The organism is Phenylobacterium sp. (genome assembly GCF_036563385.1).
Classification (GTDB): Bacteria; Pseudomonadota; Alphaproteobacteria; order Caulobacterales; family Caulobacteraceae; genus Phenylobacterium.
The window spans coordinates 35,418-50,434 of the sequence record NZ_DATCML010000012.1 but is presented as its reverse complement, the minus strand read 5'-3'; the positions used below and the strand labels follow the sequence as shown (position 1 = coordinate 50,434).

Annotated in this window: 12 protein-coding genes; 8 read left to right on the top strand and 4 right to left on the bottom strand. The window is 70.2% G+C overall.

What is annotated here, in order from left to right; genetic code table 11:
- Nucleotides 1-66: 66 nt before the first annotated feature.
- Nucleotides 67-2,718 carry an alanine--tRNA ligase gene (alaS, locus tag VIL67_RS11385; protein WP_332049016.1) on the top strand — a complete coding sequence of 884 codons (2,652 nt, stop codon included), beginning with the start codon at nt 67-69 and terminating at the stop codon, nt 2,716-2,718.
- 42 nt (nt 2,719-2,760) lie between these two features.
- Here alaS and VIL67_RS11380 read toward each other — a convergent pair whose 3' ends face one another.
- The 3 genes from VIL67_RS11380 to bla form a co-directional block, all read right to left on the bottom strand.
- Nucleotides 2,761-3,147, bottom strand: a complete 387-nt coding sequence (locus VIL67_RS11380; protein ID WP_332049015.1) for a VOC family protein — start codon at nt 3,145-3,147, stop codon at nt 2,761-2,763.
- Nucleotides 3,148-3,273: 126 nt separating this feature from the next.
- Entirely contained in the window at nt 3,274-4,494 is a 1,221-nt protein-coding gene (locus tag VIL67_RS11375) for an NADP-dependent isocitrate dehydrogenase (protein ID WP_332049014.1), read from the bottom strand.
- 92 nt (nt 4,495-4,586) lie between these two features.
- Nucleotides 4,587-5,540 carry a class A beta-lactamase gene (gene bla / locus VIL67_RS11370; RefSeq protein ID WP_332049013.1) on the bottom strand — a complete coding sequence of 318 codons (954 nt, stop codon included), beginning with the start codon at nt 5,538-5,540 and terminating at the stop codon, nt 4,587-4,589.
- 102 nt (nt 5,541-5,642) lie between these two features.
- Between bla and VIL67_RS11365 the strand changes: the two genes are divergently transcribed.
- The 5 genes from VIL67_RS11365 (at nt 5,643) to VIL67_RS11345 (ending at nt 9,537) form a co-directional block, all read left to right on the top strand.
- Nucleotides 5,643-6,425 (top strand): RNA methyltransferase, encoded by a 783-nt coding sequence (locus tag VIL67_RS11365; protein ID WP_332049012.1) that lies wholly within the window; start codon nt 5,643-5,645, stop codon nt 6,423-6,425.
- Entirely contained in the window at nt 6,422-7,495 is a 1,074-nt protein-coding gene (locus VIL67_RS11360) for an NAD(P)H-dependent flavin oxidoreductase (protein WP_332049011.1), read from the top strand. Before VIL67_RS11365 ends, VIL67_RS11360 begins: the two co-directional genes overlap by 4 nt.
- Nucleotides 7,496-7,557: 62 nt before the next feature.
- Entirely contained in the window at nt 7,558-8,028 is a 471-nt protein-coding gene (locus VIL67_RS11355; RefSeq protein ID WP_332049010.1) for a nuclear transport factor 2 family protein, read from the top strand.
- Between the two features lie 29 nt (nt 8,029-8,057).
- A complete protein-coding gene (locus VIL67_RS11350; protein ID WP_332049009.1) occupies nt 8,058-8,888 on the top strand; it encodes a TIGR00266 family protein in 831 nt (276 codons plus the stop codon).
- Nucleotides 8,889-8,946: 58 nt separating this feature from the next.
- Nucleotides 8,947-9,537, top strand: a complete 591-nt coding sequence (locus VIL67_RS11345) for a pyridoxamine 5'-phosphate oxidase family protein (RefSeq protein WP_332049008.1) — start codon at nt 8,947-8,949, stop codon at nt 9,535-9,537.
- Nucleotides 9,538-9,552: 15 nt separating this feature from the next.
- On the opposite strand, the gene VIL67_RS11340 is transcribed toward VIL67_RS11345, so the two are convergent.
- The gene (locus VIL67_RS11340; RefSeq protein WP_332049007.1) at nt 9,553-11,052 is read right to left on the bottom strand and encodes a hypothetical protein; all 1,500 of its coding nucleotides are present in this window, start codon (nt 11,050-11,052) and stop codon (nt 9,553-9,555) included.
- A 189-nt stretch (nt 11,053-11,241) separates the two neighbouring features.
- On the opposite strand from VIL67_RS11340, the gene VIL67_RS11335 reads away from it, so the two are divergent.
- Together VIL67_RS11335 and VIL67_RS11330 are read left to right on the top strand one after the other, a co-directional pair.
- On the top strand, nt 11,242-12,840 hold the full coding sequence (locus VIL67_RS11335; RefSeq protein WP_332049006.1) for an amidohydrolase: 1,599 nt from the start codon (nt 11,242-11,244) through the stop codon (nt 12,838-12,840).
- 82 nt (nt 12,841-12,922) lie between these two features.
- Nucleotides 12,923-14,998 (top strand): S46 family peptidase, encoded by a 2,076-nt coding sequence (locus VIL67_RS11330; protein ID WP_332049005.1) that lies wholly within the window; start codon nt 12,923-12,925, stop codon nt 14,996-14,998.
- The last annotated feature ends 19 nt before the right edge of the window (nt 14,999-15,017 follow it).

Sequence of the window (15,017 nt, the reverse complement as noted above, 5' to 3'; positions counted from 1 at the left end):
TCGTAAACCCACGCCGCACCCCAGATAGGGGAGGCTTTTGCGACCACACCCGTTATCGGAACGACTATGGCGACCCTGAACGAGATCCGGACCCACTTCCTCGACTTCTTCGGAAAGCGGGGTCACCAGGTCGTCGCCTCGGCTCCCCTGGTGCCGCAGAACGATCCGACCCTGCTGTTCGTCAACGCCGGCATGGTGCCGTTCAAGAACTACTTCACCGGCGCCGAGACCTCGCCCTGGCCCACCGCGGCCTCGTCGCAGAAGTGCGTCCGCGCCGGCGGCAAGCACAACGACCTGGACAACGTCGGCTACACCGCGCGCCACCACACCTTCTTCGAGATGCTGGGGAATTTCTCCTTCGGCGACTACTTCAAGGAAGGCGCGATCGAGGCCGCCTGGACCCTGGTCCACAAGGAGTTCGGCCTGCCGGCGGACAAGCTGCTGGTCACCGTCTTCCACACCGACGACGAGGCCGCGAACCTCTGGAAGAAGATCGCCGGCTTCTCCGACGACCGGATCATCCGCATCGCCACCTCGGACAACTTCTGGTCCATGGGCGACACCGGCCCCTGCGGCCCGTGCTCGGAGATCTTCATCGACCAGGGCCCCGAGCTGGCCGGCGGCCCTCCCGGCAGCCCGGACGAGGACGGCGACCGGTTCCTGGAGTTCTGGAACCTCGTCTTCATGCAGTTCGAGCGCTTCGCCGACGGCACGGAGCGGCCGCTGCCGAAACCGCAGATCGACACCGGCATGGGGCTGGAGCGGGTCTCCGCCATCCTGCAGGGCGTGAAGTCCAACTATGAGACCGACCTGTTCCGCACCCTGATCGCCGCGTCCGAGGAGGCCACCGGGGTGAAGGCGCAGGGCGAGGCCCAGCCCTCGCACCGGGTGATCGCCGACCACCTGCGCTCCATGAGCTTCCTGATCGCCGACGGTGTGACGCCCTCGAACGAGGGCCGGGGCTACGTCCTGCGCCGGATCATGCGCCGCGCCATGCGCCACGCCCACCTGCTGGGCGCCGACGAGCCGCTGATGCACCGCCTGGCTCCGACCCTGGTGTCCGAGATGGGCGACGCCTATCCCGAGCTGCGCCGCGCCGAGCCCGCCATCGTCGACACCCTGCGGCAAGAGGAGGAGCGGTTCCGTCGCACCCTCGGCCGCGGCATGGTGCTGCTCGACGAGGCCACCGCCGGCCTCAAGGACGGCGACGTCCTGCCGGGCGAGACTGCCTTCAAGCTCTACGACACCTACGGCTTCCCCCTCGACCTGACCCAGGACGCGGTCCGCGCGCGCGGCCTCACCGTCGACCTGGTCGGCTTCGATCAGGCCATGGCGCGCCAGCGCGAGATGGCGCGCGAGAACTGGGCCGGCTCGGGCCAGGTGGCGGCGGCCGCCGAGTGGTTCGCCATCCGCGACCGCCTGGGGCGCACCGACTTCATCGGCTACGACACCACCGAGGGCACGGCCGAGCTGCTGGTGCTGGTGGCCGACGGGCAGGAGGCCGATCAGGCGGGGGCCGGCCAGACGGTCCAGGCGCTCTTCGACCGCACGCCCTTCTACGCCGAAAGCGGCGGCCAGGCGGGCGACCAGGGCGAGGCCGAGTGGGAGGGCGGCCGCGGCCGCGTGCTCGACGTCCAGAAGCAGGCGGGCGACCTGCACGTCCACATCCTCGAGATCACTGAAGGCGCCCTGGCACCCGGCGCTCGGGTGCGCCTGGCGGTGGACGCCGAGCGTCGCGCCTCCACGCGCGCCAACCACTCGGCCACCCACCTGCTGCACGCGGCGCTCCGCAACGTGCTCGGCCGGCACGTGACCCAGAAGGGCCAGATGGTCGACGGCGAACGCATCCGCTTCGACTTCAGCCACGGCCAGCCGCTGACGGCCGAGGAGATCGACCGCATCGAGGCCGAGGTGAACGCCGTGGTGCGCCAGAACCTGCCGGCCGAAACCAAGAACATGGCCGCCCAGGAGGCTATCGAGGCCGGCGCCATGGCCCTGTTCGGCGAGAAGTACGGCGACACCGTTCGCGTGCTCACCCTGGGCAAGGCCCTGGAAGGCGACGGCGACTATTCGGTGGAGCTCTGCGGCGGCACCCACGTGTCGCGGACGGGCGACATCGCCCTCTTCAAGGTGGTGTCCGAACAGGGCGTCGCCGCCGGCGTCCGCCGGATCGAGGCCCTCACCGGCGAAGCCGCCCGCCGCTACCTCCTGGACCAGGCCTCGGTATCCAAGTCTCTGGCCGAGCAGTTCAAAGTGCCGGTGGCCGAGGTCGGCGCGCGCGTCGAGGCCCTGCAGGCGCAGGCTCGCAAGCTCGAGAAGGAGCTGGCCGACGCCAAGCGCCAGCTGGCCATGGGCGGCGGCGGGGGCGGGGCTGCGGCCGGGCCGGAGGAGATCGGTGGGATCAAGGTCATGGCCCGCGTCATGGAAGGCGTCGGCGGCAAGGACCTTCGGCCCATCGCCGAGGAGTTCAAGAAGCAGCTGCCCGACGGGGTGATCGCCCTGGTGGGCTCGGCCGAGGGCAAGGCGGCGGTGACCGTCGCCGTCACCGGCCAGGCCCAGGGCCGCTTCAACGCCGTGGAGCTCGCCAAGGCGGCGGTGCAGGCCATGGGCGGGCAGGGCGCCGGCGGCCGTCCTGACTTCGCCCAGGGCGGCGCCCCCGACGGCTCCAAGGCCGCCGAGGGGTTGAGCGCCTTGAAGAAGGTCCTCGAAGGCGCCTGAGCCGGCGCGGCGTGGGCTCTCCAGGAGAGCAGAGGCGCCGCGTCAGTCCATCAGGAAGACGCAGAACTTGTTGCCCACGGGGTCGCGAAAGTAGGCGGCATAAAACCCGCCCTCAAGGCCATCGGCCGAGCGGTAGCCGGGCGCGCCCTCGTCGCTGCCGCCGGCCGCCAGCGCCGCGGCGTGGACCGCCTGAACCTGTTCCTTGGACTGCCCCCGGAACGCCACCATGATCCCGTTGCCGGCCCTCGGCGGCTCTCCGTCATAGGGTCGGCAGACGCCCAGGACAGCTTCCCCGCCCTCTGGCCCGTAGAAGGCCCAGCCCTCCATGGGATTGCTGCGCCGCCAGCCCAGCGCGCCCAGAGTAGCGTCGAAGAAGGGCTGCGCCGCCGTCACGTCGTGCGCCCCGATCGTCACATAGCCGATGCTCATCGTCCGCCTCCGTCCTTGCCCGCTCAAGACTAACGTTAGGCGAGAAACAAAACAAGAACGCAGGCGCCAAAGAAAAGGGCGGCTGGGTCGTCCCAGCCGCCCTTGCATCGTCTGCTTGGGAAGGGTCTAGGCCGCCTGGCCGAGCGCCTTCTCCAGGTTGACCGCCACCTTGTCGATGAAGCCCTCGGTGGTCAGCCAGCCTTGGGTGTCCCCCACTAGCAGGGCGAGGTCCTTGGTCATCGAGCCGCTCTCGACGGTGGCGACGCAGACCTCTTCCAGGGTCCTGGCGAAGCGGGCGAGTTCCTCGTTGCCGTCCAGCTTCGCTCGGTGCGACAGGCCGCGGGTCCAGGCGAAGATCGAGGCGATGGAGTTGGTGGACGTGCTCTCGCCACGCTGATGCTGGCGGTAGTGGCGGGTGACGGTGCCGTGGGCGGCCTCGGCCTCCAGCGTCTTGCCGTCCGGCGTGACCAGCACTGAGGTCATCAGGCCGAGCGAGCCGAAGCCCTGGGCGACCTGGTCCGACTGCACGTCGCCGTCGTAGTTCTTGCAGGCCCAGATAAAGGCGCCCGACCACTTCAGCGCCGAGGCGACCATGTCGTCGATCAGGCGGTGCTCATAGGTCAGGCCGGCGGCCTTGTACTGCTCGGCGTACTCGGCTTCGTAGATCTCAGCGAAGATGTCCTTGAAGCGGCCGTCATAGGCCTTGAGGATGGTGTTCTTCGTCGACAGGTAGACCGGGTAGTTGCGGTTCAGGCCGTAGGCGAAGCAGGCGTGGGCGAACTCGCGGATCGACTCGTCGAGGTTGTACATGCCCATGGCGACGCCGCCGCTCGGGAAGTCGAACACCTCGTGCTCGATCTTCTCGCCGTTCTCGCCTTCCCAGCTGATCTTCAACTTGCCCGGACCCGGGACTTTGAAGTCGGTGGCCTTGTACTGGTCGCCGAAAGCGTGGCGGCCGACGATGATCGGCTGGGTCCAGCCGGGGATCAGGCGCGGCACGTTCTTGCAGATGATCGGCTCGCGGAAGACGACCCCGCCCAGGATGTTGCGGATCGTGCCGTTCGGCGACTTCCACATCTTCTTGAGATTGAATTCCTTCACCCGCGCCTCGTCCGGGGTGATGGTCGCGCACTTGATGCCCACGCCGTGCCGCTTGATGGCCTCGGCGGCCTCGACCGTCACCTTGTCGTCGGTGGCGTCGCGGTGCTCCATCCCGAGGTCGTAGTAGTCGATCTGGAGATCCAGGAACGGGAAGATCAGCTTGTCCTTGATCAGCTTCCAGATGATGCGGGTCATCTCGTCCCCGTCCAGATCGACGACGGGGTTGGCGACTTTGATTTTGGCCATGTGGCGGGGCGCTCCGAGGGGGGGAACTTCCAGATGTGCCGGGCCGTATAGCCGCCCCCGCCGCCGACGCAAAGGCAAAGGGCTGCGGCGCGTCAGCCGACGGACGCGATCACCAGCCGACCGAGTTCGGCGAAGAGCCCGGCCTGCCCCTCGGCCGATAGCGTCGCGCCCGACAGGAAGGCGGCCACCGCGTAGCTGCGCCGGTCCGGCAAGGTGATGATCCCGACGTCATTGAAGGCGGTGGTCAGCCCAAGGTCAGCGCCGGAAGTCCCCGGCCGGTGGGCGAAGCGCGCGCCGGGCGGCAGGCCGGCCTTCAGCCTGTCGTTCCCGCGGCTGGTCGCCAGCATCATCTCGATCATGCGCCGCGTGGCGACCGGGCTGAGCAGTTCGTACCGGTCGAGCCGAAGCAGGAAGTCCAGCATGGCGCGCGGTGTGGCGGTGTCGCGTGGGTCACGCATGTAGGCGGCCATCGCCGCCCGTCGCGTCGCCTCCGGGACGGTGCTTCGCGCCTGGTCGAAGCCGCGGCCTTTCCAGGCAGGCCGGAACGAGGCCATGCCATACACCTCCGGCTGCAGCTCGCGCTCATAGCGGTCGACACGGATCTCCGACAGCCGCTTGGTGCTCAGCCAGGCCGTCACCGCGCCCGGGCCGCCGATCCGCCGCATCAGAACGTCCGCGGCCGTGTTATCGCTGTCCGCGACCGTGGCGGTGAGCAGCTCGCCCAGGGTGTAGTCGCGGCGCGCGGGCCAAGCCTCGGCGAGCGGAGACCAGCCCGGCGACAGGTCCTGCGCGTCTATGATCTCCGCCTCGTCGAGCGCCAGGCGTCCGGCGTCCACCTCGGCCAGGGCCGCAGCCCCGAGCGGCGCCTTGAAGACGCTCTGCATGGGGAACCGGCGGTCGCCGTTGAAGGTGAAGTGCTCGCCGCTCTCCAGGTTCATCAGCCCGACGCCCAGCACGCCGGGCGCCGCCCGCGCGGCCAGGCCTGCGACGCCCTCATTGAGGCGCACCATGTCCAGCTTGGGCGTGGTCGACGCCGTGAGCGGCATGGGCTGTTCGCAGGCGGCGACGCCCAGCGCGAGCGTGGCGGCGATGAACCGGCGTCGGGGTAGGGTTGCCAGGGGGGCCTCCTTGGAACGACAACGCGCGCGATGAGCGAAACGTCCACGTCCCAACCTGTCGTCATCCTGAACGCACCGCAGCTGGCGGAGAATATCGGCGCGACAGCCCGCGTCATGGCCAACTTCGGCCTTTCCGAGCTGCGCCTGGTGAATCCCAGAGACGGCTGGCCGCAGGAGCGCGCCTGGGCCTCGGCGTCCGGCGCCGACTGGCCCCTGAACGGGGCCCGGGTCTACGAGGACGTGGCGGGCGCGATCGCGGATCTGCAGCTGGTCTACGCCACCACCGCAAGGCCCCGGGAGCTGCAGCTGCCGGTGATCACGCCCCGGCAGGCGGCGCGCCAGCTGGCCGAGGCAGCAGGCGAAGGGCAGCGGGTCGGGCTGCTGTTTGGTGGCGAGCGGGCGGGCCTCGAGACACAGGACATCGCGCTCTGCCATGCCGTGGTCACCATCCCCATCGACCCGCGCTTCCACAGCCTGAACCTGGCCCAGGCCGTGGCGATCAACGCCTATGAGTGGCGCACCACGCTGGACGACGCGCCGCCGCCCAAGTTCCGCGAGGCCGCGCCGCCCGCCGACGGCGCGGCCCTGATGGGCCTCTACGAGCACCTGGAGCGCGAACTCACCACGGCCGGCTTCTTCCATCCGCCCGAGAAGACGCCCTCGATGGTCCAGAACCTGCGCACCGCTCTTGGCCGCGCCCGCTTCACCGACCAGGAGGTGCGCACGCTGCGCGGGGTGATCACCGCGCTGTCCCGCGGGCGCGGGAAGGTGCTGGAGAAGCTTGCCCGCCGGAGGGAGGACCCGGAGACATGAGCCTGCAGGCCCTCTTCGACGACCTGCCGATACCGATCATCCAAGCGCCGATGGCTGGCGCCACCTTCGACGCGCTGGCGATCGCCGTCAGCCGAGCCGGCGCCCTCGGCTCTCTGGCCGCCGCGGGCGCGGCGCCGGACGAAATCGGCCCCGCAGTGGACAGCATCCGCACGGCCACCGATCGGCCATTCGCCGTCAACCTGCTGGTGGCGCCCCGCGCCGCGCCCGACGCGGCCGAGCTCGACGCCGCCCTGGCTCGGCTCGCCCCATGGTACGCTGAACTCGGCCTCGAGCCGCCGGCCCACCCGAACCGCTTCTCTCATGACTTCGACGCCCAGCTGGCGGCGCTCGTCGCCGCGGCCCCGCCGATCGCTTCGTTCGCCTTCGACACCATCCCACCCGACGCGGTGGACGCCCTGCACCGGGCCGGCAGCTATGTCATCGGCACGGCCAACACGGTCGCGGAAGCCCGCGCCTGGGCTGAGCTGGGCGCCGATGGTATCTGCGCCCAGGGGATGGAGGCGGGGGGGCACCGCGGCAATTTCCTGGCCGAGATCGACGACAGCCTGATCGGGACAATGGCCCTGGTCGCCACCATCCGCGCCGCGGTCAACCTGCCGGTGATCGCCGCCGGCGGCATCATGGACGGCCGCGGCGTGGCCGCCGCCCTGGCGCTCGGCGCGTCAGCCGTCCAGATGGGCACCGCCTTTCTCCTGGCCGACGAGGCGATCACCAACGCGCCATGGCGGCAGGCGATCGTCCAGGCCGGCGACGATCCCACCCGGCTGACGCGCGCCTTCTCCGGTCGCTACGCCCGGGGACTGGAGAACCGGTTCATGCGCGAGATGCGGGCGATCGAGGACGAGCTCCCCGCCTACCCGGTCCAGAACCGCCTCACCCAGCCCCTGCGCGCGGCGGCCGAAAAATCGGGTGAGACCGGCCTGATGTCGCTGTGGGCGGGGCAGGCGGTGACCCTTGCCGAAGCGGCGCCGGCGGGGGATCTCGTCCGCCGGTGGTGGGCCGAGGCGCAGGCTGCGGCGCGCGCGCTTTCGGCCCGCACCGGCGCCTGAGGCTTGCCCGCGGCGACGAGCAAGGGAAGTATCGCCGCCCCGCAAGGGTTCAGGAGTAGACCATGGGCGCCGTGACCCGCCTCTTCGCCGCATTCGCCGCTCTTCTGCTGGTGCTGGGGTTCGGGCCCCGGGCGGCGGCCCCGCCGCGCAAAGGGGCCGAGCGTGGGGTGCGGCAAGCCCTGGTGCGGCTGAACAACCGCCTGGCGGCCCGCGACCTCACGATCCTCGAGGAGTTCATGCCTGACGCCGAGACCCTGCTGGTGGGTTCGGAGATCGGCGAGGTCGCCCGCGGCCGGATGGGCCTTGAGGCGCACTTCCGCGCCCTCTTCGAACGGGCCGCCATCCTCGCCTACGACTGGCGCGAGGTGGAGGTGGCGGTGCATGGCCCGGTGGCCTGGCTGCACGCCGAGGGGCACGCGGTCCTGCGCGGCTCCGGCCCTGAACAGCGCCGCCCCTACCGCCTCACCGCGGTCTTCGAGCTGCATCAGGGGCAGTGGAAGTGGCGTCTCTTCCACGGCTCCGAGCCCGCCTGACCCCAACGCCATTCGAAGGAGCCTTCCCCATGAGCCAGGGTCCCTGGAGCCATCACCGGACGTCGGCGCTGGCCGACGACATCGAATTCGAGATCAAGGGCCAGGAGCTGCAGTTCGTCGAGATCGAACTGGACCCCGGCGAGAGCGCCATCGCCGAGGCCGGGGCCCTTGTCTGGAAGGACGCCAGCGTCGGCATGACCACGGTGTTCGGCGACGGCTCCGGCGGCCAGGGGCAGGGCTTCATGGGCAAGCTGCTGGGGGCCGGCAAGCGGCTCATCACCGGCGAGAGCCTGTTCACGACCGTCTTCACTCACAACGGCTCGGGCAAGGCCAAGGTGGCCTTCGCTTCGCCGACGCCGGGCGCCATCCTCCCGCTGCACCTGGCCGACGTCGGCGGCACGCTGATCTGCCAGAAGGACGCCTTCCTCGCCGCGGCCCGCGGGGTCTCGATCGGCCTCCAGTTCCAGCGTCGGGTGATGACCGGCCTGTTCGGCGGCGAAGGGTTCATCATGCAGCGCCTGGACGGCGACGGCTGGGTCTTCGTCCAAATGGGCGGCACGGTGGTAGAGCGCGAGCTGGCCGCGGGCGAGGAGATCCACGTGGACACCGGCTGCCTGGCCGCATACACGCCGAGCGTCGACTTCGACCTCGTGATGGCCGGCGGCGTGAAGAGCGTCTTTTTCGGCGGCGAGGGCTTGTTCTTCGCCAGGCTCACCGGCCCCGGCAAGGTCTGGATCCAGTCCTTGCCCTTCTCCAGGCTGGCGGGCCGGATGCTCGCCGCTGCCGGGACAGGCGGGCAGAACCGCGGCGAAGGCTCGCTGCTGGGCGAGATCGGCGACATGATCGGGGGGAACCGGTAACGGCGACGCGCACCAGGCGACGCTCGACGCCGCGCCAGCGCCGGGGCAGCATCGATTGATGAGCGCGCCCTTCTACCATCCCGACCAGCGCCGGCTGCAGGACAGCTTCGGCAGCCGTGCGCTCGCGGACCGGCTCGCCGAGCGCACCCGGCACGACCGCTTCACCGACCAGGACGCCGCATTCATTGCGGCGCAGAGCTTCTTCGTCCTGGCCACCGCCGACCCGGACGGCCGCCCTGACGCTTCCTTCAAGGGCGGTCCGCCCGGCTTTGCGCGCGTGGTGGCTCCTGACCGGCTGGTGTTCCCGGACTACGATGGGAACGGCATGTTCCGCAGCCTGGGGAACATCCAGGCGAACCCTCACGTCGCGCTGCTGTTCGTGGCCATGGGCCCCGAACCCTGGCGCATCCGAGTCAATGGGACGGCCCGGGTGTTCGACGATCATCCGGAGCTCGCCGCCACGCCCGGCGCCCAGCTGATCGTCGAGGTCACGCCGTCGGACATCTTCCCGAACTGCGGCCGCTACATTCCGACCGCCGACGCGCTGACGGTGTCGCCGCACACGCCCGCGCCGGACGCGCCGCCGCTGGAGCCCGCCTGGAAGGCGCACCCCCTCTTCACCGACGTGCTGCCTCCGCGCCGCCGCTGAGCGCCCGCGAAGACGTCAGCGGCCGCCGGTCGAGACGGGGACCGCTTCGGCCTGCGTGGCCCTGGCGGGCAGCGGCTGCCCGTTCGGCCCGATGGCGTCTGCGCGCAGCTTGAAGTCCGCGAAAATGTCCTCGACCCCGTTCGACACGGTGACGATGTAGACGCCGGGCTTCAGGGTCACCGACTTGCTGTTCACCTTCTGCAAGCCGCCCCACTCCTGCCAGCCCAGGAACATCAGCGACGTCTTGTCGAGGTCCTGCACATTGATCTGGAAGCTGGTGAAGATCCGCCAGGCCGCCGGCTTGATGGTGAACTGCACCCGCGTCGGCTCGGGCACCTCCAGCTTGAAGGCCTTGAAGCGGTTGGCCGGCCGCCAGCCGCAGTCGTTCTTGTTCAGCTTGGCGGTGATTTCCACACCCAGCTGCAGGTCGCCGTCCTTGGGTGTCGGAAGGCCGCTCGGCAGCACGCATTTGCCGGCCAGGCGCGCCTGCGCGACGTTGTAGGCGTTGGCCTTCCAGCGGGCGTCGAAGGCCTCCAGCGCCCCATAGATACCTCCGGCGACCTCGAGGGCGGCGGGCGCGACCGCGATCATGGTCTCGGTCTGACGCCGCTGCTGGTCGGCGAGCGCCTGCTGCTGGCGTGCGAAGGCCTTTTGCTGCTCCGCCAGTCGCTGGTCGGCCAGCACCTTGTCGGAGGCGATGGCCCGGGCGATCCGCTCGTTGTCGCTGAGCCGCGGCGGCGCGGCCGGCGTGCTGCCGGCAGGAGCCGACGCTCCGGGCTGCAGACGTCCGCCGGCGGCCGTCGAGGGCGCGCGCGCCACCTGTTGCGAGCCGCTGGCCGGCGGGGCGGCCGCGGCCGTCTGGCGGGCCGCCTGTTGCGCCTTGGCTTGCTCGGCCTTGGCCTGGTCCGCCTGCGCCTGCTCCGCCTTGCGGCGGGCCTCGGCCGCGGCCGCTTCCTGGCGGCGGAGGTCGCCCCGGATGGCGCTCTCGACCGCGGCGCTGCGCAGCACATTGGCGGGCTGAACCACCACCCGCAGGCTGTTGAGGTAGGCCTCCACCTGCGCCGCTGTCGCCTTTGGACCAACGAGGTCGGCGATCATGCCGAACTTCTGCGTCTGACCCGAGAAGCAGCCCATGCCCAGCGCCTTGCCCGCGAGGCCATCGGCGAACGAGCCCACTGCGCCCGGTCCTCGATACACCGTGCCGGCGAATCGGATCGAGCTCGGCTGCGGCGGCGCGCCCGTCGCCGGGTAGGTCTTGCCGCCCAGGCGGTATGAACTGGCCGCCGTCGCCGAGCCCTCGTTTAGGCTGTAGGCGATGTGCGCTTCGCCCATGCAGGCGATGAAGGAATAGGTCACCCCCACCGACCCACTGACGTAGCCGTCGCCGGAGCCCGGCGCGGCGAAGGGCACGCTCACCGTCCGCTGCGTGGAACTCTGGGCGAGCGTGGCCCCCGGCGCCGTCGCCACCGTCACCAGCACCGCGGCCGCCGCAGCGCCCTGTCTCCATACCGTCATGTGAAACTCCCCCACTTGGGCGGCAGGAGCTCATGCTGCGCCGTCCGCGCCATCTCCCAAATGAGGTATGCGACAGTTGACCGCGCGCCGGACGCCGCACCCGGCGTATCCCCGCGATGCGCGAGTTGCGCTGGACAACGGCCCCGCCTCTCGTCCAGCGTCGCCGCCTCGAGTTCCGGGGGAGTCTCCATGTCCAGGTCCATGCCGCTCGCGTTCGCCGCGATCCTGTTCGCCACGGCCGCGCAGGCGGCGCCGCTGCCGGCGCTGAAGAAGCAGGCGATCGCCGGCGTCGAGGCCCGCGCCAAGCTCGCCCAGGAGATGAACGACAGCATCTTCTCCTTCGGCGAGCTGGGCTTTCAGGAGGTGGAGACCTCCCGTTACGTGACCGAGATCCTGGAGAAGAACGGCTTCAAGGTGACCCGCGGGGTTTCAGGCCTTCCCACCGGCTGGGTGGCTACCTGGACCAACAAGACGGGCGGCCCGGTGATTGCGCTCGGCTCCGACATCGACGGCATCCCCAAGGCCTCGCAGACGCCCGGCATCCCTTGGCGCCAGCCGCTGGTGGAGGGCGCGCCCGGCCATGGCGAGGGCCACAACTCTGGCCAGGCGCTGAACGTGGTCGCTGCGCTGGCCGTGAAGGACATCATGCAGAAGGAGGGCATCGCCGGGACGCTGATGCTCTGGCCGGGCGTCGCCGAGGAGCTTGTCGCCGGGAAGGCCTACATGGTGCGGGACGGCGTCTTCAAGGACGTGGACGCGGTGATCTTCACCCATGTGGGCGACAACCTGGGCACCAGCTGGGGTAAGCCCATGGGCACCGGCCTTGTGTCGGTGGAGTACACCTTCAAGGGCGGCACGGCGCACTCGGCGGGCAAGCCGTGGATGGGCCGCTCGGCGCTGGACGCCGTCTCGCTGATGAACGCCGGCTGGGAGTTCCGCCGGGAGCACATCCGCCCGGCGCAGCGCTCGCACTATGTGATCCGCGACGGCGGCGACCAGCCCAACGTCGTGCCGGAGCGGGCCAGCGTCTGGTACTATTTCCGCGAGCAAGACTTCCAGCGGATCAGCGACCTCTACGCGATCGGCAACAAGATCGCCGACGGCGCGGCCCTGATGACGGACACCACCGTGGAGCGCCGCGTGCTGGGCACGGCCGCGCCCCGTCACTTCAACAAGCCCGTCGCCGAGGCGGCCTACGCCAACATCCTGCAGGTGGGCCTGCCGAAGTGGACCGCGGAGGAGCAGGCCTTCGCCAAGGCCGTGCAGAAGAACGTCAAGGCGGAGAAGACGGAGGGGCTGGACACCAAGCTCGACAAGCTGGAGCCGCCCAAGGAGAACCCCGAGAGCGGCGGCTCGGACGATATCGGCGACGTCTCCTGGGTCGCGCCGACCATCACCGTCCGCTACCCGTCGAACATCCCCGGCCTGCCGGGCCACAACTGGGCGAACGCCATCTCCATGGCCACGCCGATCGCCCACAAGGGCGTGGTGGCGGGCTCCAAGGTGGTGGCCATGACCACGCTCGACCTGCTGACCCAGCCAAAGCTTCGCGCGGCGGCGAAGGCCTACTTCACCGACGTGCAGACCAAGTCCGAGAAGTACGTCCCGATGATCGGCCCGAACGACAAGCCGGCCGCCACGATGAACGCCGAGGTGATGGCGCAATTCCGTCCCGCGATGCGCCAGTTCTACTACGACCCGGCCAAACACCCGACCTACCTCGACCAGCTCGGCGTGAGATGGCCGACGCTCGACAGACCGGCAGGCGCGCCCAAGGCCGCTGACTAATCCCGACCAGGATTGCCGGACCGGTTTCATCGGATACAAACGGCCGGTCCGGGCTCCTGAGGCCCGAGAAGGGGATGATCCGATGCGCCTTGCCTCCACCACCGCCGTAGCCGCGGTCCTCGGCCTCGCCGCAGGCCCCGTGTCCGCTGACGAAGGCATGTGGACCTACGACAACTTCCCGTCGGCGAAGGTGCGCGAGACCTATGGCGTGACCGTCGACCAGGCCTGGCTCGATCGCGTGCGGGGCGCCTCGGTGCGGCTGACCACCGGCTGCTCGGCCTCCACGGTCTCGCCGCAGGGGCTGGTGCTCACCAACGCACACTGCGTGATCGAGTGCGTCCAGGATCTCTCCACCGCTCAGGCGGACTATGTGAAGGACGGCTTCCTTACCGCCACACGCGAGGAGGAGCGCGCCTGCCCCGGCATGCAGGCCGAGATCCTCACCCAGATCAGCGACGTCACGGACCAGGTCCGCCGTGCGACCGCCGGCAAGGCTGGCCAGGACTTCGTCCGCGCCCGCGACGCGGCCATGGCCGAGATCGAGAAGGCCGGCTGCGGCGGGGACGCCACGCTCCGCTGCCAGGTCGTCAGCCTCTACCGCGGCGGCCAGTTCAAGCTCTACAAGTACCGCAAGTATTCAGACGTCCGGCTGGTGTTCTCGCCGGAGTACGCCACCGCCTTCTTCGGCGGCGACCCGGACAACTTCAACTTCCCGCGCTTCAACCTCGATATGGGCTTCCTGCGGCTCTACGAGAACGGGCACCCAGCGGCCACGCCGCAGCACCTGACCTGGGCCGCACGCGCGCCCAAGGAAGGGGAGGTGACCTTCGTCTCCGGCAATCCGGGCTCCACCGACCGCATGCTCACGGTGGCCCAGCTGGAAACCCAACGCGACCTGATCATCCCGGTCGGCCAGCTGCAGCGGGCCGAGCTGCGCGGCCGGCTGCTGCAGTTCGCCGGCGAGAACGCCGAGCACAAGCGGATCGCCACCGACCCCGTCACCGGCCTGGAGAACTCCTACAAGGTCTTTTTCGGCCGGCAATTCGCGCTGAACGATCCGGCCTTCCTGCAGGCCAAGCGCCAGGGCGAGGCCGAGCTGCGCAGCAAGGTCGCCGCCAACGCGGCCCTCGCCGCCGAGATCGGCGACCCCTGGGGCGAGATCGCCCGCGCCCAGACGGCGGCGGCGACGCACTTCGTCCGCTACCGCCAACTGGAGACCGCCGCCGGCGGCGGCTCGGTGCTGTTCAACTACGCCCGAGAGCTGGTCCGCGCCGCCCGCGAGCGGACGAAGCCCTCGGCCGAGCGCCTGCCGGCCTATGCCGACACCCGCCTGCCGCTGCTGGAAAAGACCCTGCTGGACGTGAAGCCGGTCGATGCTCCGCTGGAGCAGCTCTACCTGGAGCACTGGCTGCTCAAGACGCGCGAGTACCTGACCGTCGACGATCCGGCGGTGAAGCTGCTGCTCGGCAAGGAGAGCCCCGAGGGGCTGGCGGAGCGGGTGGTCGCGGGCTCCAAGCTCGCAGACGCGGCCGAGCGTCGGCGCCTGTGGGAAGGCGGCCTGGCCGCCGTCGAGGCCTCCACCGATCCTATGATCCAGCTGGCGCTGCGGCTCGATCCCGCCGCCCGCGAGATCCGCCAGGCGTGGGACGCCGAGGTCGCCGGCCCCACCGACCGCGCCGCCGAGCGGATTGCTCGCGCCCGTTTCGCGGTCTACGGCGACCAGGTCTATCCGGACGCGACCTTCACCCTGCGCCTGTCGTACGGAAAGGTGACGGGCTGGACCCACCGGGGCCAGACCCTGCCCTGGTTCACGACGATCGGCGGCCTCTACGAACGAGCCACGGGCGCCGAGCCTTTCGCCCTGGCGCCGCGCTGGGCCAAGGCCGAGGGCAAGCTCGACAAGTCGATCGTCTATAACTTCGTCACCACCAACGACATCATCGGCGGCAACTCGGGGTCGCCGGTGGTGAATGCGCGCGGCGAGGTCCTCGGCGCAGCGTTCGACGGCAACATCCACTCGCTGGGCGGCGCCTACGGCTACGACGGCCGCATCAACCGCACGGTGGTGGTCTCCACCGCCGCCGCCACCGAGGCCCTGTCCAAGGTCTACGGACTGAACGGCCTGGTGCGCGAGCTGACCGCCGGAAAGAAGCGGTAAGGCCGCGTTCCCTCTCCCG

Excerpts from the sequence above, each read along its gene's own strand:
- alaS (WP_332049016.1), top strand. The coding sequence starts at position 67 with ATGGCGACCCTGAACGAGATCCGGACCCACTTCCTCGACTTCTTCGGA.
- VIL67_RS11380 (WP_332049015.1), bottom strand. The coding sequence starts at position 3,147 with ATGAGCATCGGCTATGTGACGATCGGGGCGCACGACGTGACGGCGGCG.
- VIL67_RS11375 (WP_332049014.1), bottom strand. The coding sequence starts at position 4,494 with ATGGCCAAAATCAAAGTCGCCAACCCCGTCGTCGATCTGGACGGGGAC.
- bla (WP_332049013.1), bottom strand. The coding sequence starts at position 5,540 with ATGCCGCTCACGGCGTCGACCACGCCCAAGCTGGACATGGTGCGCCTC.
- VIL67_RS11365 (WP_332049012.1), top strand. The coding sequence starts at position 5,643 with ATGAGCGAAACGTCCACGTCCCAACCTGTCGTCATCCTGAACGCACCG.
- VIL67_RS11360 (WP_332049011.1), top strand. The coding sequence starts at position 6,422 with ATGAGCCTGCAGGCCCTCTTCGACGACCTGCCGATACCGATCATCCAA.
- VIL67_RS11355 (WP_332049010.1), top strand. The coding sequence starts at position 7,558 with ATGGGCGCCGTGACCCGCCTCTTCGCCGCATTCGCCGCTCTTCTGCTG.
- VIL67_RS11350 (WP_332049009.1), top strand. The coding sequence starts at position 8,058 with ATGAGCCAGGGTCCCTGGAGCCATCACCGGACGTCGGCGCTGGCCGAC.
- VIL67_RS11345 (WP_332049008.1), top strand. The coding sequence starts at position 8,947 with ATGAGCGCGCCCTTCTACCATCCCGACCAGCGCCGGCTGCAGGACAGC.
- VIL67_RS11340 (WP_332049007.1), bottom strand. The coding sequence starts at position 11,052 with ATGACGGTATGGAGACAGGGCGCTGCGGCGGCCGCGGTGCTGGTGACG.
- VIL67_RS11335 (WP_332049006.1), top strand. The coding sequence starts at position 11,242 with ATGTCCAGGTCCATGCCGCTCGCGTTCGCCGCGATCCTGTTCGCCACG.
- VIL67_RS11330 (WP_332049005.1), top strand. The coding sequence starts at position 12,923 with ATGCGCCTTGCCTCCACCACCGCCGTAGCCGCGGTCCTCGGCCTCGCC.